Origin of the sequence: Brevibacillus sp. TJ4 (assembly GCF_044627595.2) — a bacterium.
In the GTDB taxonomy this organism is placed as follows: Bacteria; Bacillota; Bacilli; order Brevibacillales; family Brevibacillaceae; genus Brevibacillus.
Window position 1 is genome coordinate 2,916,912 of sequence record NZ_CP185865.1, and the last position, 19,609, is coordinate 2,936,520.

At 55.3% G+C, this 19,609-nt stretch carries 17 protein-coding genes and 1 other RNA gene; 5 read left to right on the plus strand and 13 right to left on the minus strand.

What is annotated here, in order from left to right:
- Positions 1–71 precede the first annotated feature (71 nt).
- The 3 genes from alaS to ACAF76_RS14400 all read right to left on the minus strand — a co-directional run bounded on the left by alaS (position 72) and on the right by ACAF76_RS14400 (position 4,851).
- Positions 72–2,720: an alanine--tRNA ligase gene (gene alaS, locus ACAF76_RS14390; RefSeq protein WP_421616821.1), complete on the minus strand. Its 2,649-nt coding sequence runs from the start codon at positions 2,718–2,720 to the stop codon at positions 72–74.
- Between the two features lie 310 nt (positions 2,721–3,030).
- Positions 3,031–4,095 (minus strand): AI-2E family transporter, encoded by a 1,065-nt coding sequence (locus ACAF76_RS14395; protein ID WP_421616822.1) that lies wholly within the window; start codon positions 4,093–4,095, stop codon positions 3,031–3,033.
- Positions 4,096–4,209: 114 nt separating this feature from the next.
- Positions 4,210–4,851: a DUF2306 domain-containing protein gene (locus ACAF76_RS14400; RefSeq protein WP_421616823.1), complete on the minus strand. Its 642-nt coding sequence runs from the start codon at positions 4,849–4,851 to the stop codon at positions 4,210–4,212.
- Positions 4,852–5,059: 208 nt separating this feature from the next.
- On the opposite strand from ACAF76_RS14400, the gene ACAF76_RS14405 reads away from it, so the two are divergent.
- The 3 genes from ACAF76_RS14405 (at position 5,060) to ACAF76_RS14415 (ending at position 8,122) form a co-directional block, all read left to right on the plus strand.
- Positions 5,060–5,746: a response regulator transcription factor gene (locus tag ACAF76_RS14405; RefSeq protein WP_421616824.1), complete on the plus strand. Its 687-nt coding sequence runs from the start codon at positions 5,060–5,062 to the stop codon at positions 5,744–5,746.
- A gap of 1 nt (position 5,747) precedes the next feature.
- Positions 5,748–7,082, plus strand: coding sequence for a sensor histidine kinase (locus tag ACAF76_RS14410; protein WP_421616825.1), 1,335 nt, complete (start codon positions 5,748–5,750; stop codon positions 7,080–7,082).
- Positions 7,083–7,429: 347 nt separating this feature from the next.
- Positions 7,430–8,122, plus strand: coding sequence for a TerC family protein (locus tag ACAF76_RS14415; RefSeq protein ID WP_421616826.1), 693 nt, complete (start codon positions 7,430–7,432; stop codon positions 8,120–8,122).
- A gap of 94 nt (positions 8,123–8,216) precedes the next feature.
- Here the strand turns inward: ACAF76_RS14415 and ACAF76_RS14420 are convergent, their stop codons facing one another.
- From ACAF76_RS14420 to cymR, 6 genes are all read right to left on the minus strand, one after another.
- Entirely contained in the window at positions 8,217–8,405 is a 189-nt protein-coding gene (locus ACAF76_RS14420; protein ID WP_421616827.1) for a hypothetical protein, read from the minus strand.
- 31 nt (positions 8,406–8,436) lie between these two features.
- Positions 8,437–8,646: a hypothetical protein gene (locus ACAF76_RS14425; protein ID WP_421617918.1), complete on the minus strand. Its 210-nt coding sequence runs from the start codon at positions 8,644–8,646 to the stop codon at positions 8,437–8,439.
- Positions 8,647–8,666: 20 nt separating this feature from the next.
- Positions 8,667–9,164 (minus strand): PRC-barrel domain-containing protein, encoded by a 498-nt coding sequence (locus tag ACAF76_RS14430; RefSeq protein WP_421616828.1) that lies wholly within the window; start codon positions 9,162–9,164, stop codon positions 8,667–8,669.
- Positions 9,165–9,236: 72 nt separating this feature from the next.
- Entirely contained in the window at positions 9,237–11,501 is a 2,265-nt protein-coding gene (locus ACAF76_RS14435) for an ATP-dependent RecD-like DNA helicase (RefSeq protein ID WP_421616829.1), read from the minus strand.
- Between the two features lie 124 nt (positions 11,502–11,625).
- A complete protein-coding gene (locus ACAF76_RS14440) occupies positions 11,626–12,702 on the minus strand; it encodes a cysteine desulfurase family protein (protein ID WP_421617919.1) in 1,077 nt (358 codons plus the stop codon).
- A gap of 89 nt (positions 12,703–12,791) precedes the next feature.
- On the minus strand, positions 12,792–13,211 hold the full coding sequence (gene cymR, locus ACAF76_RS14445) for a cysteine metabolism transcriptional regulator CymR (protein WP_421616830.1): 420 nt from the start codon (positions 13,209–13,211) through the stop codon (positions 12,792–12,794).
- Between the two features lie 100 nt (positions 13,212–13,311).
- On the opposite strand from cymR, the gene ACAF76_RS14450 reads away from it, so the two are divergent.
- Together ACAF76_RS14450 and ACAF76_RS14455 are read left to right on the plus strand one after the other, a co-directional pair.
- A complete protein-coding gene (locus ACAF76_RS14450; protein WP_421616831.1) occupies positions 13,312–13,488 on the plus strand; it encodes a hypothetical protein in 177 nt (58 codons plus the stop codon).
- A 295-nt stretch (positions 13,489–13,783) separates the two neighbouring features.
- The gene (locus tag ACAF76_RS14455) at positions 13,784–15,049 is read left to right on the plus strand and encodes a replication-associated recombination protein A (protein WP_421616832.1); all 1,266 of its coding nucleotides are present in this window, start codon (positions 13,784–13,786) and stop codon (positions 15,047–15,049) included.
- Positions 15,050–15,159: 110 nt separating this feature from the next.
- Here ACAF76_RS14455 and ACAF76_RS14460 read toward each other — a convergent pair whose 3' ends face one another.
- The 4 genes from ACAF76_RS14460 to hisS all read right to left on the minus strand — a co-directional run bounded on the left by ACAF76_RS14460 (position 15,160) and on the right by hisS (position 19,294).
- Positions 15,160–15,915 carry a tRNA threonylcarbamoyladenosine dehydratase gene (locus tag ACAF76_RS14460; protein WP_421616833.1) on the minus strand — a complete coding sequence of 252 codons (756 nt, stop codon included), beginning with the start codon at positions 15,913–15,915 and terminating at the stop codon, positions 15,160–15,162.
- Positions 15,916–15,976: 61 nt separating this feature from the next.
- Positions 15,977–16,157: non-coding RNA, 6S RNA (ssrS, locus tag ACAF76_RS14465), on the minus strand.
- A gap of 61 nt (positions 16,158–16,218) precedes the next feature.
- The gene (gene aspS / locus ACAF76_RS14470) at positions 16,219–17,997 is read right to left on the minus strand and encodes an aspartate--tRNA ligase (RefSeq protein WP_421616834.1); all 1,779 of its coding nucleotides are present in this window, start codon (positions 17,995–17,997) and stop codon (positions 16,219–16,221) included.
- Between the two features lie 25 nt (positions 17,998–18,022).
- Positions 18,023–19,294: a histidine--tRNA ligase gene (hisS, locus tag ACAF76_RS14475; protein WP_421616835.1), complete on the minus strand. Its 1,272-nt coding sequence runs from the start codon at positions 19,292–19,294 to the stop codon at positions 18,023–18,025.
- Positions 19,295–19,609 lie beyond the last annotated feature (315 nt).

A 19,609-nucleotide genomic window follows, 5' to 3' on the forward strand; every position in this document is an offset into this window, starting at 1 on the left:
TCTCTTCCACACTATTCGACTTCAGACAACCCTACTCCTTGCAGTACCGCAAAATTCTTTCGAAAATGGCACTATTTGACTGCAACCTGGCTTTTGACCAGATCGGCTACTGCGTCGAGCGCATCCTGCAGCTTGGACGGATCTTTCCCGCCAGCCTGTGCCATATCAGGTCTTCCGCCTCCTCCACCGCCGCAGCGAGTGGCCACTTCCTTGATGATTTTTCCGGCGTGGATGCCTTTGTCCATTAGGTCTTTCGTCACGCCAGCGACCAGGTTGACCTTGTCACCCTCGGCTGCACCGAGCACAATCACGGCAGAACCGAGCTTGTTTTTCAACTCGTCTACCATGCCGCGAAGGTTGTCCATGTCGGCAGCGGAGACGCGCGCAGCCAGCACCTGAATGCCATCTACCTGCTTCATCTGGTCGACGAGAGCCGCTGCTTCGATGTTGCCCAGCTTGGCGCGCAGCGATTCGTTTTCACGCTGGACCTCTTTCAGTTGCTGCTGCAGGCCTTCGACGCGTGCAGGCACTTCCGCCAGTACCGGAGCTTTCAGCCCGTTGGCGACTTCTTTCAGCAAGGCAAACTGCTGGTTGAGGAACTGGTACGCACCGCGACCTGTGACAGCCTCGATCCGGCGTGTACCTGCCCCGATGCCGCTTTCGCTGACGATCTTGAACAGGCCGATCTCCGCCGTATTGACCACGTGGCAGCCGCCGCACAGCTCCAGGCTGTAATCGCCTACCTGCACGACGCGGACGACGTCTCCGTACTTTTCGCCAAACAGCGCCATCGCGCCCATCTCTTTGGCTTCGGCCAGTGACTTGTTGAAAATGTCGACAGCCAGATTCGCCCATACTTTTTCGTTGACGATCGCTTCGATCCGCTCCAGCTCTTCTGGTGAAATCGAGCTGATGTGCGTAAAGTCAAAACGCAGCCGCTCGGGTGCAACCAGCGAACCTGCCTGGTTGACGTGAGAGCCCAGCACGTCTTTTAGCGCCTGGTGCAGCAGGTGCGTCGCCGTATGGTTTTTCGTAATCGCCAGTCGCGCATCGCGGTTGACTTCGGCGCGAATCTCGTCTCCTTTGCGCAGCGTCCCTGCTTCCACGACAACCGTATGCACATTTTGCCCTTTTGGACCTTTTTGCACATCGGTTACGCGCGCCTTCACCAGATCAGAGGTCAAGTACCCCTCGTCGTTGATCTGACCTCCGCTCTCAGCGTAGAACGGCGTGCGATCGAGGATCACCTGCACAGTTTGTCCCTCTTCTGCCGCCTCTGTCAGCTCGTTGTTCCAAATGATCGCTTCCACTTTTCCGCTTGCTACCAATTCAGTATAACCAACAAATTGGCTTGTAACCGTCAAATCGGAGAGCGGACCTCCCTGGGTCTGCATGCTGTCTACGTCCTGACGGGCTGCACGGGCACGCTCGCGCTGTTCTTCCATCGCTTGTTCAAATCCCTCGCGATCGATGCTCAGCCCTTGCTCGGCGGCAAAATCCTCGGTCAGGTCAACCGGGAAACCGTACGTGTCGTACATCTTAAATACGTCTTTGCCGCTGATTTGTTTCTCTCCATTTGCTTTTGCCGTTTTGACCATCTCTGCCAAAATCGCCAGGCCGTCGTTTAACGTCTCGTGGAAACGCTCCTCTTCGGCGCGAATGACCTTCTCGATGAAGCTGCGTTTCTCCACCACTTCCGGATAAAACTCGCCCATCATCTCGCCCACGGTCTCGGTCAGGCTGTACAGGAACGGCTTCTCTACGCCCAGCTTTTTGCCCATTCGCACTGCGCGACGCAGCAGGCGGCGAATCACGTAGCCGCGGCCTTCGTTGGACGGCAGCGCACCGTCGCCAATCGCAAACACGACTGTGCGGGCATGGTCGGCGATCACTTTCAGTGCGACATCCGTCTCGGCGTCTGCCTTGTACTTCACGCCGGAGATAGCACATGTTCTTTCAATCAGCGGGAACAGCAAGTCTGTTTCGAAGTTGTTGTCCACTTCTTGCAGTACCGAAGCCATGCGCTCCAGACCCATTCCGGTATCGATGTTTTTCTTTGGCAGCGGCGTGTACGTGCCGTCCGGGTTGTGGTTGAACTGGGAGAATACGAGGTTCCACACTTCCAGGTAGCGCTCGTTTTCCCCGCCTGGATACAGCTCGGGATCGTTCGGGTCGTTGCCGAAGCTCTCGCCGCGATCGTAGAAAATCTCGGTATTCGGGCCGCTCGGACCTTCGCCGATGTCCCAGAAGTTGCCTTCCAGACGAATGATTCGCTCTTCCGGAACGCCAATCTTTTTATGCCAGATTTCAAACGCTTCCTCATCTTCGGGATGGATCGTTACGGAGAGACGCTCCGGATCGAAGCCGATCCATTTCGGGCTGGTCAAAAACTCCCATGCCCAGGTAATCGCTTCTTCCTTGAAGTAATCGCCAATGGAGAAGTTCCCCAGCATTTCAAAGAAAGTATGGTGGCGGGCCGTACGTCCGACGTTTTCAATATCGTTGGTACGGATCGACTTTTGCGAGTTGGTGATGCGCGGGTTGTCCGGGATGATGCGGCCGTCAAAATACTTTTTCAGCGTGGCTACGCCGCTGTTGATCCACAACAGCGATGGGTCGTCCACCGGTACGAGCGAAGCGCTCGGTTCAATCCGATGCCCTTTTTCCACAAAAAAATCGAGAAACATCTTGCGAATCTGATTTCCTGTCAGCTTTTTCATGCATATCTCCTCCTGAAAAAAATAAAAAAGCCCTCATCCCCTCAGGGACGAGAACTGTTTTCTCGCGGTACCACCCTGCTTACAGACCTGCTCCACAAAAAGGAGCGCTCGCTGTCGCTTTACTGGCATGTAACGGTGCCAAACCGCCGATTTTTGCCCGGTCTCGGGAGTAGCCTTCTGCCGCACTTCTTCTGGCCGCCCTCTCAACCGTGGAGCGCCCTCTCTGTAAAAAGGTCTGCGACGTACTCGTTCCCTCATTGATCGACTTGCTGTTTTATGACCGTATTATAAATTTTTTCCGCGTGCACTGTCAACTTTCATGGAGGATCAAAGCGATGCGGCTGATCACGACTTTGCAGATCGCCAAAATCGGTACCGCGACAATCATTCCGACGATGCCGCCGATCGCCTCTCCGGCCAGCAGTGCCATGATAATCAGGATCGGGTGCAGGTGAAGCGATCGGCCGACAATGTTGGGGGAAAGGATGTTTCCCTCCACGATCTGAATGATCAGGTTGAGCACAATCACCATCACCAGCATTTTCGTCGACAAGGTCAAGGCGACGACGACAGCAGGAGCCGCTCCGATCAACGGCCCGATGTACGGAATGATATTGGTCAGACAGACAAAAGCAGCGAGCACAAACGGATACGGCATGTCGATCAGCCAGTACCCCAAATAGGCAAACAATCCGACGATGAGAGCGACGGTCATTTGCCCGTGTATGTAATTTCCCAGCGATTCATTCACGTCCCGCATTACGGCCAGGACTTGCTTGCGGTACACAGCGGGAACGAGCATCATTCCGGTGCGATGCAGCCCTTTCATATCTTTGAGCAGGTAAAACGCGATGAACGGGACGACGGCGTAGGCGAGCAGCTTGCCGAGTGTATTGCGGGCGTTGTTGACCAGCTCCGTGACGGAGTGAGACATGCGCTCCTGCGACTGGATAATCACACGGTCGACACCAAGCGAAATGCTCTCCGGCAAAAAATACTTGTGCGCCTCCCATTCGCTCATCCACTTGTAGTACCACTCCTGCAAGCGCGGGAGGTCATCCGCCAGCTCCGTCCATTGCGCGGTGAAAATCGGGATCGCGTTGATCACAGCAATCGTCATCAGCAGGACGAACGAGGCGTAGATGAGCAGTACCGCCATCATCCGCGGCACGCGCCTGCGTTCGAGAATCTGCACGATTGGATGGAGGATATAGGCGATCACCAGCCCGACTAGCACGGGTACGAACACTTCTCCCAGCAGGTGGAGCAGTTGGGAAACCACCGGACGAAGCAGCCAGAGCAAATTGCCGATGACAAGCAGCACGATCAGCCAGATCGCCATCGCGAACAGTCGGCTGCGTCGAAGTTCATCCACCTCGCCACCCCCCTCCCTCGTTGGCCTGTTACTCCCTTAGCCTTTCACACAGCCGGGAAAAACATGTACCAGCAACGTCGCGCTGCGCTATTGCTTTTTAAGTCCCTGCATGTGTCAGTGATGCGCTGCTTGGGCACGGCTGCGCACCCGGATGATGATCTCGGGAATCAGCAGGAGCAGCGCGAGCGAGCTGTACACGCCAATGGTATAGCTCGTCACATACGTGAAGCCGAACCCCTGATGAAACAGTGCGGCGATCAGGTGAATCACCATGTTCGTAAAACAAAAGGCGTAGCTGCGGATCATCCAGTTCTGGTGCTGGACAATCCGCCCCTTTTTGATGGAGAGGATCGCCATAATCGTCATAAACGGCCAGATCATATTGATCGCATTAAAGACCATGCTGCTCGCCTTTCCGCCGGTGGCGTATGGCGCCATATACCCGGAAGTCAGTACGACCACCAGAACGGAGACGATATATACGTATCCGTTTGCGCGGTGCAGTGCGCGGCTTTTTTGCAGGACACGCCCGGACAGATTGAGCAGCCCCGCCAGCAGCGCGACGCAGGCAAAGCCGACGTGTATGTACATGACATTCAGCCAGGTCGAAAGGTTCAGTTCGCGCTTCAGACCGGTTTTATGGCGCAAAAATGCTTCCGCCTCCGGATCGATGATATAGTTGAATACCAAGGCGTACAGGACAAATCCGATGCTCACAAAAGCCAGAAATCCGTATGCGCTATATCGTTTTGCCATGTGCTCTACCACCCCGCAGTTTCGATTTGCCAGTCCGCTATCGGGCATTAAAACCCTGCTTCCGGCACTACAGGGATGATAGCAGGCGAATCTCTCAAACGATGCAAACAAACTGTCACAAAACAATAAACAAACGATCACAGAACGCGCAGCGTCCCGTGAACGCTCGGAAAACATGGTACACTAAGAGGCAAAGGTGGGATTGCCGATGCATGCAAGACATACGATTCTCGTTGTAGACGACGATCCGAGCATCGTCGAACTGTTGCGGGACTTTCTGGAGAATGAGCAGTTTCACGTAATCACCGCCTGTGACGCAGCGCAGGCGTGGTCAGTCTTCCAGCAAACGCCCGTTCACTGTATCGTCCTCGATGTGATGATGCCGGGACAAAACGGGTTTGAGCTATGCCGCTCCATCCGGGCAAAAAGCAATGTGCCGATCCTCTTCCTGAGCGCCCGCAGCGAGGATGTGGACAAGATACGCGGGCTGACTTTGGGCGGCGACGATTACATCGTCAAAACCGCCTCTCCGGGAGAGATTGTCGCCCGAGTAAAAGCCGTCCTGCGGCGTACGACAAACCAGCAGCAGGCGGGAGGCATCATCCTCGATTACGGGCGTATTCAGATCAACTTGTCCACGCGGGACGTGATCGTCGATGGCAAGCAGGTCTTGCTCACACCGAAAGAATTCGAGCTGCTGTGCTTGTTTGCGGAACATCCGAAGCACGTGTTTTCCTATGAACAACTGTTGGACAAATTCTGGGAGGGCGTTGGCGACAAGCATACGATCCGCGTCCATCTCAGCCGTCTGCGGGAAAAAATCGAATCCGATCCGAATCAGCCTCAGCACCTCGTCAACGTCTGGGGAATCGGCTATCGCTTCGAGGGAGGATGACTTGAGAACAATGCGCATCCGCACGTTTACCGTCCTGTGCCTGCTCTTTATCCTTCTTTTGCCGTGGCTATTTTTTGTCACCGCCCACTATCTGGAGACCGACACGGTTCGCTTTGCAACGAATCGGACGTACGACGCGGATGTCCAGCGGCAAATGAACGAGGTGATGCACCTGCTTGAAGCCAATACGGACAAATGGACGGACCCTGCTTGGCAAAAGGAATTGCATTTGCTTGTCCGGCAGGCGCGGATGGAGGTCGTGCTGCTCTCTGCCAGCGGAGCCGAACTGTACCGCTCCCACGCGAAGCACGATCGTGCCCTGTCGGCAGTCGAACGGTACTCAATCATAGCGGACGGACACTTGCTCGGCAAGGTAGTCATGTACCTGCCAAGGTCGAATACGCTGCAAATGATTGCGGCGTCTGCAGGGCTCGTCCTCGCTTTTCTGATCGTCGGTGCGGCAATGCGCAGACTGCTGTTGCAGCCGCTTGAGAAAATGAGCGCGGCAGCCAGACAAATTGCCCACGGGGATTGGGATGTGCAGCTCCCCTCTTCGGGCATAACGGAAATTGCAGAAGTGGGCGACGGATTTGACGTGATGGTCAAGGGACTTGAGACTTCCCGGCGCAAACAGGCGGAGCTCGAAGAAGAGCGCCGTTTCGTGATCGCCGCTGTCGCACACGATTTGCGTACACCGCTGTTCGCCTTGCGCGGCTATTTGGACGGTCTGGAACAAGGCATAGCCCAATCGCCGGATAAAATGCGCAAATACGTGGCGGTTTGCAAGGAAAAGTCGGCGCAATTGGACCGGCTGGTTGAGGACCTGTTTACATTTGCAAAGATGGATTACGTAGAAGCAAAACCGCATTACAACACAGTCGATCTCGCCCACGTCCTGGAGCAGGCGCTAGACAGCCTGCGTCCGCAAGCAGCGCAAAAACAGATCGCGCTCTCGTCTCACTTGGCCGAAGGTTGCCTCATTCGCGGCGACAGGCATTTGTTGGTTCGGGCGATCGACAACCTTCTGGACAACGCCGTCCGTTTCACCCCGGTCGGTGGTGAAATTGCCGTTCACTGTACAACCGAGGACCAGTACGTACAGTTTGCGATACGGGACACGGGACCGGGCTTTTCGTCCGAAGAGCTGCAGCGCGTGTTCGAACCGCTCTACCGTGCCGAGGAATCGCGAAACCGCTCTACGGGAGGCAGCGGGTTGGGCTTGACCATTTCCCAAAGAATCGTACGCCTGCACGGAGGCAATCTGACTGCCAGCAATCACCCCTCAGGCGGAGCGCTGCTGACCGGCTTTATTCCGGCCAGTCGAGAAAAATGCTGATTTTCCTGGCGTTTCGCAACAGTCAAAATCACTATTGACAGAAAAGCAAGCCTCGAAGTAGTATAGTGATACAAGAACATATCTCCAAAGGGGAGTAGCTTTTTAGCAACATAGTCGTCATTACGGGAGAAATCCCCGGCTGTGTTGGCAACATGTTCTTCTCATGTTGTAAGCAAGACCTTTGCCTGACAGGTAAAGGTCTTTTCTGTGTTTATCAAACGACGACCTTTGCCTGTCCAGGGAAAGGTCGTTTTCTTTTTCCCTCTTTACACAAACTATGGGAGGTTGAAGAAAACGGCCCGATGGTTCTTCAATATCCGCGAGACAAAAAGGAGGAAAAAAGAAACATGGATCTTCTGATGACACCTGAGTTTTGGTCCGCACTTCTAGCCATTATTGTCATCGACTTGGTTTTGGCGGGGGACAATGCGATTGTCATCGGGATGGCAGCGCGCAACCTTCCGAAGCACCAGCAAAAAAAGGCAATTATTTGGGGAACAGCCGGAGCGATTATCATTCGTGCATTGGCTACACTCGCTGTCGTCTGGCTGCTGCAAATCCCGGGCTTGCTCGGTATTGGCGGTCTGATCCTGATCTGGATCTCGATCAAGCTCTTGACCTCCGATTCCGGCCATGACAACATCAAGGCCAGCGGTTCGCTCGCATCGGCGATCTGGACCATCGTCGTTGCCGATACCGTCATGGGTCTGGACAACGTGATCGCAGTCGCAGGTGCTGCACACGGTCATTTTGTACTGGTCGTTATCGGTCTGTTGATCAGTATTCCGATCATGGTTTGGGGAAGCACCCTGATTCTGAAATTCATGGAGCGCTACCCGATCGTCATTACTATCGGGGCTGCGATCCTGGCGTACACCGCCGGTAAGATGGTCACCCAGGAACCACTGCTCGCTTCTGTCTTTGGCGTTTACCCGTGGATCAAATGGGTATTCATCGTCGCAGTCGTCGTCGGCGTCATCTTGATCGGCCGCTTCAAAAACCAAAAGCAAAAAGAAAAACAGCCAGCCGAACAATCCTAATACGCAAGAAAATGCCCAGGGTGGAGTCCACACCTTGGGCATTTTCTTGTAAACGGCATATAAGATGGAGGTCCGCTACTGCACGATCTGCACTTTAACGCACGGCTGCACGAATCATCTTGCGGCTTGCTTTTGCCATGCGCATCACGTCTTTCATGGAAATCGGCATCCGGTTCAGATTGAACGAAAAGCCGCGCTTCTTGCGGCGCGGGGCCATCAGGTAGCCGATGACCGCGAGCACTCCGCTCGTAACGAGGACGCGAAACAGGCTTCGGGTTAACAAACCAGCCACCTCCGATGATTTTTGCGTTTGCCTACATGTTGAGCTGGGCGGGCTGAGCGCTTTGTTCCTCGATAAACAGGTCGTTGAGCGAGTGAAGGGAACCATCTTCCTCAACCTGGTACACCGAGGCAATCTGTTCGTTATTCACGCTCATCTCGATAAAACAATTCCAGCAATAGTACTGATTGGTTCCAATTTTTCCGATATCTTTCGAGCTACAGTTCGGGCAAATGACACGCATCACTTAAAATCCTCCCTCATTCACGCTAGGGTACGAACCGTATCCGGCACGATCAGGTTTTCTTCTCCGACAATGACAGATGCAGGCACGTTCATTCGCTTGCGTCCTTCCGTAACGTCAGCAAGCCAACCATTGGAAAGCTCGTACCCGACTAGTTTCTCCCAGTCAGCAGAAAAGTAAACATCTTCCACCACGCCCAGGATTTCTCCAGAAGCGGTTATTACCGCCTTGCCTTTTAATTTTGACTTTCCCGTGACAATGCCGACTGGTTCGGTACCGGCGAGATGTTGGAAGGATGTGATCGCGTCTTTACCCGATACGGTCAGGCATGCATCGCCTACCGCATGAATCCGTTCGGAAGGAATGTACGTGCCAGGATGAAACCACCCCGGTTCGCTCAGCAATACTCCGCGTACATGCCAAGTGGAGTCGCATAGAATGTCGTGGACAGTGCCAAGCGTCTCCCCTGTCTCAAGACACATGACTGGCAAACCGACTACATCCAATGCCTTGCGCATGTGGGATTTCCCCCTTCCGCTTCCTTAGTATCGGGCGAAAGGAGCAGCCCCATTCGGCGCAAATGGTTCCAACTACGATTGCTGCTTCAGCCGCTCTTCCAGGAAGCTGTAGCGCACTCCTTCTTCATCTGTCAGCACGGCTGTGCGAAACGCTTCCGGTTCACCGCACATGATCAGAAACGACTTGCTTCGGGTAATTCCGGTGTAGACGAGTTTTCGCCGCAGCATCCGGTAGTAGCTTTTGACAAACGGCATGATCACGATGGGAAATTCGCTCCCTTGGGATTTGTGCACAGAACAGCAGTAGGCAAGCGTCAGTTGATGATACATGGAACGCTTGTACACCACTTCCCGGCCTTCAAAGGACACAACCATCATCTCTTCATTTTCAGCATTTTCATTCGGGAAAAAGATCGCGACAATTTCCCCCATGTCACCATTGAACACCTGCTCTTCTGCATTGTTCACCAGTTGCAACACCTTGTCCCCTGTACGAAATGACGTCTCTGCGAACGTCACTTCCCGTTTCCCCGGTGTTTTCGGATTAAACAACTCCTGCAATTCTTCATTCAAACGGTTGACACCGGCAATTCCTTTGTACATGGGAGCCAGCACTTGTATATCTTTTGCTGTATACCCTTTCTTTACGGCTCCTGCGCAAATTTGTTTCACCGCTTCCGGGACATCTTGTGGCAAACTTGTGAAAAATCGCCGATCCGGGGTCGTATGCAGCAAATCCTCCGGGATATTGCCCTTGCGTACATCGTGGGCGAGGCGGATGATCGTCGATTCCTCGGCTTGCCGGTATATTTCGTTCAGCTCGACCAGCGGCAGCAGGCCGGAGTGGATCATGTCCTGCAATACGTTGCCTGGTCCCACAGAGGGTAGCTGGTCCGGGTCGCCTACCATGATGATCTGCATGTCGTCGGGCACAGCGCGAAACAACTGATTGGCCAGCCAGATGTCCACCATCGACATCTCGTCGACGATCAGCAGACGGCCGCGGATGGGATGCTCAGAGTCGTGGTCAAAACTCTCCCCTTTGTAGCCGAGCAGCCGATGGATCGTCATCGCCGGCAAACCTGTCGTCTCCGTCATTCGTTTGGCAGCCCGTCCGGTCGGCGCTGTGAGCAGGATCGGAAACGGATTGTCCTCGCCGTACTTTTTCAAGTCGAGCGACAGACCGTGCAACTGCGCGAAGACGCGGCAAATTCCCCGAATCACCGTCGTCTTTCCCGTTCCCGGGCCGCCCGTCAAGAGCATCAGGCCGGATGTGATCGCTTTTTCAATCGCATCCCGCTGCGTCTGGGCATAGGTAATCCCGAGCTCGTCCTCCACTTCCCCGACCGCGCGGTAAAACTCCGAGCTGGGGAATGTCGGCAGCTCGTCGCGCTTGGCAAAATGCAACAGCCGATTGGCCAGGCCCAGTTCGGCAAAAAATAAGGACGGCAGGTAGACGCGCTCGTCTTCCCACACCACTTTACTGGCAACGAACATCGCTTCCACAGCCAGCCTGATCTCTTCTGCGGAAAACACGTGGCCGCCGCACTCGTCCAAGAGACGCTTCGTCTTTTCGCACAGCTCGTCCGCCGGCAGGTAGACGTGGCCCTCGGCGTAGGAGGCCTCTTTGAGCAAAAACAGTGCCGCTGCCTTCACTCGCTCCTCCGAAGAGGCGGCAATTCCCGTAGCGCGGGCAATATCATCCGCACGTTTGAAGCCGATGCCCTGGATGTCTTCAATCAGGCGGTACGGCTCCTCGGTCAGCACCGTCATCGTCTCCAGCTTGTAGGTTTGGAAAATCTGCAATGCCATATGCACGCCAATCCCGAAGTCGTACATGAAGACCATCGCGCTCTCCAGGGTGCGATGCTCCATCACGGAGTCGTAGATCAGCTTCGCACGCGCCTCGGAGATACCGGGGATTTCGGCCAGCCGCTCCGGTTGTCCGGCGATGATCGCCAGGGCGTCTACTCCGAGATGTTCGACGATGCGCTTTGCCATTTTCTTGCCGATTCCCTGGAACAGTCCGCTCGCCAGGTACCGTTCCACACCGGAGATCGTTTTCGGCGTCTCCCGTTCATAGCGATGGGCTGCGTACTGCTGCCCGAAGCGAGGATGTGTCTTCCACTCCCCGTAAAATGTATACAATTCATCTGGATGAGGGCGTGGAAAATTGCCCACCACGACGATTTCCGATTCCTTGGTGTTTTCCGTTGTCTCTTCTATTTTAAGACGGATAACGCCGTACCACGTTTCTTCATTATAGAAAATTTCCTGCACAAGAAATCCGCGTACATATGTCTCGGCAAACAAGGAGATCGCCTGCTGCTCCTCCATGTGACCGCCTCCTTACACGCTCATTGAGGTTCCTTTGCAGGAAAAAAATCCACTTTGCGACAAAGTGGATTTCCTCATGGTTTACATTCGATTGTAAATCGTTTTCCCGCTTCTGACAAGCCGACTACCGCTTGAGACGCTGGACTATTTTCGCGATTTTCTCTGCTGCTTCTGTCGCCTCTTCGACCGTATTCGTGATGCCGAAGCTGAAGCGAATCGCCGAGCTCGTCCGTTCCTCGGGCAGCTTCATTGCTTTGAGCACATGCGAGATTTCCAGGGAGCCGGACGTACAGGCCGATCCGCTGGAAGCCGCGATCTGCGCCAGATCAAGGTTCATCAGCATCGTCTCCGTGTCGATTCCGAGGAAGCTGACGTTCAAAATATGCGGCATGACCATGTCTGGATGACCGTTTACCGCAAACGAAAGCCCGTCCCGTCGCCATGTGGACAAGAGCGCATCCTTGATCTGCCGATACTTCTCGGCTCGCTCCTCGCGCTCGCTGACCGCGATTTTGACCGCTTCGGCAAAGCCGACGATCCCGGCGAGGTTTTCCGTACCCGCGCGGCGTTTTCGCTCCTGGTTGCCGCCGTGCAAAAGCGGTGTAAATGCGATGTTTCGTCCCAGATACAGGGCGCCGACGCCTTTGGGGCCGTTGATTTTGTGCGCGGAGACCGAGAGCAGGTCTACCGGCAGTTCACTGATCCGCAGTGGCAGCACACCGAACGCCTGCACCGCATCCGTATGGAAGAGGATGCCCCGCTCCTGCAGAAAGCGCCCGATCTCTACGACTGGCTGGATCGTCCCGACTTCGTTGTTTCCGTACATGATCGAGACGAGGATCGTATCCGTTCGTATCGCCTCCGCCAAGTCTGCAAGGCTGACCATTCCCGTCTCGTCCACAGGCAGGTAGGTCACCTCAAAGCCCATCTGCTGCAGATGCTCACAGGCGTGCAGGACGGCGTGATGCTCGACTTGCGACGTGATGACATGGCGCCCTTTTTCTTGCGCTGCCATCGCCGCACCGATGATCGCCATATTGTCGGCCTCGGTACCGCCGCTCGTAAAAATGAGCGACTTCGGCTCGACCTCAAGCAGCCCGGCAATCTCCTCCCGTGCCTTTTCTACAGCCTGACGCGCTTTTCGCCCGAACGCGTGGACGCTGGACGGATTTCCGAACACCTGGGTAAAATACGGCACCATCGCCTCTACGACGCGAGGATGGACCGGCGTGGTAGCAGCGTGGTCGTAGTACGTAATATGAGACAATGCAGTCACCTTCTGCTTTGAAATTAGATGTAGAACATGTAATTGTCTGTACGGCCGTCATCCTGATACGTAATCAGATCGTGCAGCGATGTCGTATCGAGAACAGACGAAATGCTGTCGCGAATGCGCAGCCACAGGTAGCGCTTTGCTGCGTCTTCCTCCTCGGCAAATTCCACCGGGCTGATCGGTCCCTCCAGGACGCGGATGACGTCTCCGGCCGAGATTTCGTCGGGCTGCTTGGCCAACACGTAGCCCCCGTATGCCCCGCGAATGCTTTTTACCAGACCGGCATTGCGCAGTGGAGCGATCAGCTGCTCCAGGTAATGCTCGGACAAGTCATGCCGCTGCGCAATGCTGCGAAGCGAAGTAGGTCCTTCGCCAAAACGGTGAGCCAACTCCATCATAATCGTAAGTCCGTATCTTCCTTTGGTTGAGATCTTCACGTGCAACAACTCTCCTTCTCTATCGTTCTCCATGAAGCTTTCGCCCCTACACATGACTTGTCTATACAGGGATACACTAAATCGAGGGGGTGAGAGCAAGATGTCCATTAACAAAAGCGGGGACAGAGGCCGCAAGAACCGACTGGCTGAACCGTGGAACGAATACCCTGCAGGAACGATCGCTCACAAGGCGCGAACCGGAGCAAGCGAACAGAGCAAGCAGCCGAATGAAAACGGTGATCTGCCCAACAAACCAGGCGGAGATGTCCGTACTTGACGATTCACTCCCCCCATCGCGCGGGGGAGTTTTTTCATGGCTTGTCTTTCCAACGGGCAAATGCTTCAATTCAAGAAAAGTATATAGGAATTGCCTAGATATATCAAAGAGAATCCCGCCGCTTGTTACCCCAAAGGCGAATTTTCGCATTTTCAGGGAAGATATCGGGATAATTCTAACATACATTCAGCGGGGGTGAAAATTGCAAAAAAGGTTTTTTGCCCAATTGCCGTGAGTAATTGTACAATACAAGGGAAACCGGAAAGCCAGAAAATCACGAAAACAAGGTGGAGCTATGGACTTATTCGATTTTACCCCTGAGGAGCCAAAGAAGCATCAGCCACTGGCCGAACGGATGCGCCCGAGGAACCTCGATGAATTTTTTGGGCAAAAACATCTGCTCGGCGAGGGCAAGGTACTGCGCCGCGCGATTGAGACAGACAGGCTGACTTCCATGATCCTGCAAGGTCCTCCATCCAGCGGAAAAACCAGTCTGGCCACGATCATCAGCCAGATGACGAATGCCCATTTTGTCCGTCTGAATGCCGTCTCTCTCGGCATGGCCGACTTGCGCAATGCGGTGGAGACAGCAAGAGAAGACTACAAGCTGTACCAGAAACGGACGATTTTGTTTATCGACGAAATTCACGCCTTGAAAAGCAATGTGCAAATGTCGCTGTTGCCCGCAGTTGAAGACGGTACGATCACACTGATCGGCGCCACGACGGAAAGTGTGATGCACGACATCATTCCGCCCCTCGTGTCCCGGTGCCGAGTCTATACGTTGACTCCGTTATCCGATGAGGAAGTCAAGGAAATCATTGCGACTGCCTTGACCGACCCGCAACGAGGACTCGGTGAAGAGGATCTCAGCATCGATGAAGACGCCATGCGCTATCTGGTCGATGTCAGCAACGGCGATATTCGCAATGCGTTAAGCGCCCTGGAAACAGCGTACTACTCCTTGTGGGATACGAAGACGATCACCCTGGAAAAGGTCAAGGAAGCGTACCAGCTGCGCCTGAACAATACGTCGACAACTGATTTTTACAACCTGACTTCCGCCTTGATCAAATCGATGCGCGGCGGTCAGACGGATGCAGCGATCTATTGGCTGGCCCGGCTTTTGTACGTCGGCGTAGACCCGCTCTACATCGCCAGACGCATCGTCGTCCACGCTGTCGAGGACGTCGGCATGGCGAACCCGCATGCCTTGCAAGTAGCGGTAGCAGCGAAGGAAGCGGTCCAGTTTATCGGGATGCCGGAAGCACGGCTTCCCTTGGCGGAGGCGGTCATCTACATCTGCGAGTCTCCGAAGTCAAACAGCGCCTACAAGGCGATCAACAAGGCAATGGATCTGGTCCGCAACACCAAGGCGTACGATGTCCCGGCAGACATCCGGGACGGCTCCAAGTCGTACGTAAACCCGATCGACCATCCGAACAGCCGGATCGCGTATTTGCCGCCGGAAGTAAACGGATCGAGCTTCTACAAGCCGCAAAACTCCGGCGTCGAGGCAAAAATTTACGCGCGGTATTTCGGCGAGAAGGGAACGCAGTGACACTGTGCCTGCTCCCCTCCCCTTCTCGGCCGCGCTCCGCGAATATGATGAGAACCTCTTCCCATGTCTGCCTGGCGGGAAGAGGTTCTTCGTTTGTCGGGTTGTGCTGTTTACCCTTTTGCCGGCTGCCAGTCGATCAAGTCGCGCACCACGACGCTGGCAAGAATCAGACCGGCAACCGACGGTACGAACGCGTTGCTCGCCGGGGGCTGCCGCACTTTGCTGATCGGGGAGTTGGGATCGCTGACGATCTGGCTGCGTACATCGGTGCGGATTTCGACCGGAGTCTCGCGGGAGTAGACCACTTTTACTCCTTTGTGGATACCCCGCTTGCGCAGTTCGCGGCGAATCACCTTGGCGATCGGGTCGTAGCTCGTCTGGGAAATATCCGCTACCTCAAAACGGGTCGGGTCCATTTTGTTGGCGGCTCCCATGCTGGAGATGATCGGGATATTGCGCCGCTTTGCCTCTTCGATAATGTGCAGCTTGGCGGTCATAATGTCCATCGCGTCCACGATGTAATCCAGCTCATGGGCAAACAGCTCGTCGGCCGTCTCCGCGCTGTAAAACATGTTCAGCGTAACAACCTCGCACTCCGGATTGATCGTGGCAACCCGCTCTTTCATCAGTTCGGCTTTCTTTTGGCCGATCGTATTCAGCGTAGCGTGAATTTGCCGGTTGCAGTTGGTGATGTCAACGACGTCCTTGTCCACCAGCACCAGCTTGCCTACCCCGGTACGCGCCAAAGCCTCGACAGTAAAGGAACCGACACCGCCGATACCGAGGACGGCGACGCGGCTGTTTTTCATTTTTTCCAAACCTTCAGGACCGAAGGCCAATTCACAACGGGAAAATTGATGAAGCATTGTTTTCACCTTTCGCAAACAAATTTATTCTCAATCGGAAAAGTAGGATTCACATCAAAAAAGGAGCCCCATCATGCCGTGTACTCCTCCGTTTTGAACCTGCTCCTCGCAGGTGGGTGTTTTGCCAAGCCGCGTCAGACGTCCACTCGACGGAGGCATGTCTTTGCAGCCTTGGACAGCAAACTCCCCGATCAAATCTTGTGGCTCAAAACGATAAGATTTCACGCACATTGCAGGGCTTAGTACAAGTATTACCAATGTATCAAAGGGTCATGCCGGATTGCAAGCCGCTTACGCCTGGACCTATTCTTCTTCCTTGGCGATGGTGGCGATGTTCAGCTCGGCAAGCTGTTTTGGCGCGACCACATCCGGTGCGTTTACCATCAGGTCGCTCGCGCTCGCCGTTTTCGGGAAGGCGATGACCTCACGCAGGTTGGTGCGGCCAGCCAGCAGCATGATCAGACGGTCGAGTCCGAGAGCGATCCCGCCGTGTGGAGGTGTTCCGTACTCGAATGCATCCATCAGGAAGCCGAATTGCTCGCGCGCCTCTTCCGGCGTAAAGCCGAGTGCCTGGAACATTTTCTCCTGGACATCGCGCTTGTAAATCCGCATCGAACCGCCGCCCAGCTCGTAGCCGTTGAGCACCATGTCGTAGGCTTGCGCACGGATTTTCCCCGGATCGGTATCGAACAGGTGCAGGTCCTCGTCTTTCGGACGGGTGAACGGATGGTGCAGCGCAACGTAGCGCTTTTGGTCCTCGTCCCACTCGACCAGCGGGAAGTCAACTACCCAGAGGAAGGCGAACTTGCTGTGATCGATCAGGCCGAGCTCGGCACCCAGCTTGCTGCGCAGTGCGCCCAGGGCGTCTGCGACCACTTTCGGCTTGTCCGCAACGAACAGGAGCAGGTCCCCTTCTTCGGCGTTCAAACGCTTCTTCAGCTCGGCGATCTCTTCTTCCTTGAAGAATTTGACGATTGGCCCTTTCAGCTCTCCGTCCTTGATGCCGATCCAGGCAAGACCTTTAGCCCCGTAGCGGGAAGCGAATTTCGCCAGGTCGTCCGCCTCTTTGCGGGAGTAGTGACCGCAGCCTTTGGCGTTGATCGCTTTTACCTGTCCACCGCTCGACGCTACGCTGGCGAACACTTTGAAGTCGCTGCCCGCAACGACATCAGATACATCGACCAGCTCCATGCCAAAGCGGATGTCCGGCTTGTCGGAGCCATAGCGTCCCATCGCTTCCGCATAGGTGAGGCGAGGGAACGGAGTCGGCACGTCGACGCCGATCGTTTGCTTGAAGACATGTGCGACCATTTTTTCCATCATTGGCAAAATCTCTTCCATGGACAGGAAGGATGTCTCGATGTCGACCTGGGTGAATTCCGGCTGACGGTCAGCGCGCAGGTCTTCGTCGCGGAAGCAGCGGACGATCTGGTAGTAGCGCTCCAGACCGGATACCATCAGCAACTGCTTGAACAGCTGCGGCGATTGCGGCAGCGCATAAAATTCGCCCGGATGAACGCGGGACGGCACCAGGTAGTCGCGGGCACCTTCCGGCGTACTTTTGGTCAGCATCGGCGTCTCCACTTCCACGAAGCCGTTTTCGTCGAGGAAGTCGCGGAACGCTTTTGCCGCCTTGCTGCGCAGGATCAGCGAACGCTGCATCTCCGGACGGCGCAGGTCGAGGTAGCGGTACTTCAGGCGAACCTGCTCATCCACATCGATCTCGTCTTCGATGGCAAACGGCGGTGTTTTCGCTTCGTTGACGATCTGAATGTCCGCGATGTGGACTTCGATTTCGCCAGTCGGGATTTTCGGGTTGACGGCTTCCGGGGCGCGTTTGACCACAGTGCCCTTGACTGCCAGCACATACTCGCTGCGAACCTTGTCCGCGATCTCCCATGCCGCCTTGTCAAATTCCGGGTTGAAGACGATTTGCACGATTCCGGTACGGTCGCGGAAATCGATAAAGATGACGCCTCCCAGGTCGCGGCGCTTTTGCACCCATCCGTTCAGGACTACTTCTTGCCCTACGTGTTCATTCGTTACTTCTCCGCAATGTACGGAACGATATTGCCATGCCATGATGGTTCCCTCCACTTGGTTAGCCTTATCCTCGTTTGGCGACGAGCGCTGCCACGAGTTCGGATTGTTTTACTTCTTCCTGTTCACCTGTCGCCATTTCTTTTACGACGACGGTTCCATTCGCCAGTTCGGCTTCGCCGATGATCGCCGTGAAGCGCGCCTCCAGCCTGTCTGCCTGCTTCAACTGCGCCTTCATTTTCCGGTCGAGGTAGTCGATCTCGGCGGATACCCCGGCCTGGCGAAGCTGATCGGCCAGGACGAACGCTGTCCGCTTCGCCTCTGGCGTCTGCACGACGAGGTAGCAGTCGATGCCTGTCTCGGTCGGCAGTTGAATCCCTTTCTTTTCCAAGGCGAGCAGCAACCGCTCGATACTGAGCGCAAAGCCGATCCCCGGCATGTCGTCGCCGCCCAGCTCCGCGACCAGTCCGTTGTAGCGGCCGCCGCCACAAAGCGTCTCGACGGCCCCGATCTCCGCCATCTTGATCTCAAACGCGGTCTGGGTGTAGTAGTCAAGCCCGCGAACGAGGCGCGGATTGACGTAATACGGAATCTCCAGCGCGTCGAGGTAGCCTTTCACAGCCTCGAAGTGTGCCGCCGTCTCCTCGCTCAAGTAATCGAGGATCGAAGGAGCGTCCTTCGTCAGCGTCCGGCATTTTTCATTTTTGCAGTCGAGTACGCGCAGCGGATTGCGGTCGATGCGGGACTGGCAATCCTCGCACAGCTCCGAGCGCACCGCGTTCAGGTGAGCGAGCAATACTTCCCGGTGTCTTGCCCGGTCTTCCAGCGTGCCCACGCTGTTCAATTCCACGCTCAACCCGGTAAGTCCCAGCTCCTGGTACAAACGGATCGCCAGGCCGATGACTTCCGCGTCGATTGCCGGGTCACTGCTGCCGATCGCCTCTACGCCAAACTGGACGAACTGGCGGTAGCGGCCCGCCTGCGGACGCTCGTGGCGAAACATCGGCCCCAGGTAATACAGCTTGGTCGGCTGGTTGGGCGAGCCGTACATTTTGTTTTCCACATAGGAGCGGACGGCTCCGGCTGTCCCCTCCGGGCGAAGCGTCAGCGCATCGGTGCTGCGCGGATTGGCTACGCTGTACATCTCTTTTTCCACGATGTCTGTCGTCTCCCCGACACCGCGCTGGAACAGCTCTGTGCTCTCAAACAGCGGCGTGCGGATTTCCTGGTAGTTGAAGCGTCGGCACAGGTCGCGAGCCTTGGACTCCACGTACTGCCACAGCTCCACCGTACCAGGCAAAATATCCTGTGTACCGCGGGGAATCTGAATTTTTTTCATGGTATAAAACCTCCATTATTCTCCCCATCATGCCTGGGGAAGCAAATGAGTAAAAGAAAAAGCCTCTCGCCTCCTGACCTGCGCAATTGCCGCATGTCAGGGACGAAAGACTTGGTTATCTTCCGTGGTGCCACCCTGCTTGAATGGATGCGTACCGATCCATTCCGCTCATTTCTGCCAGTAACGCTGGCACGCGCCTGTCAGCTACTAGGGTTCGCCGAAGCTGCCCGGTTCACTGCGGTCCTCGGGGGCGTCTTTCGCCAGGTCGTCATACAAAAGCGCTCTCAGCCACGGCGCCTTCTCTCTTGGGTATCG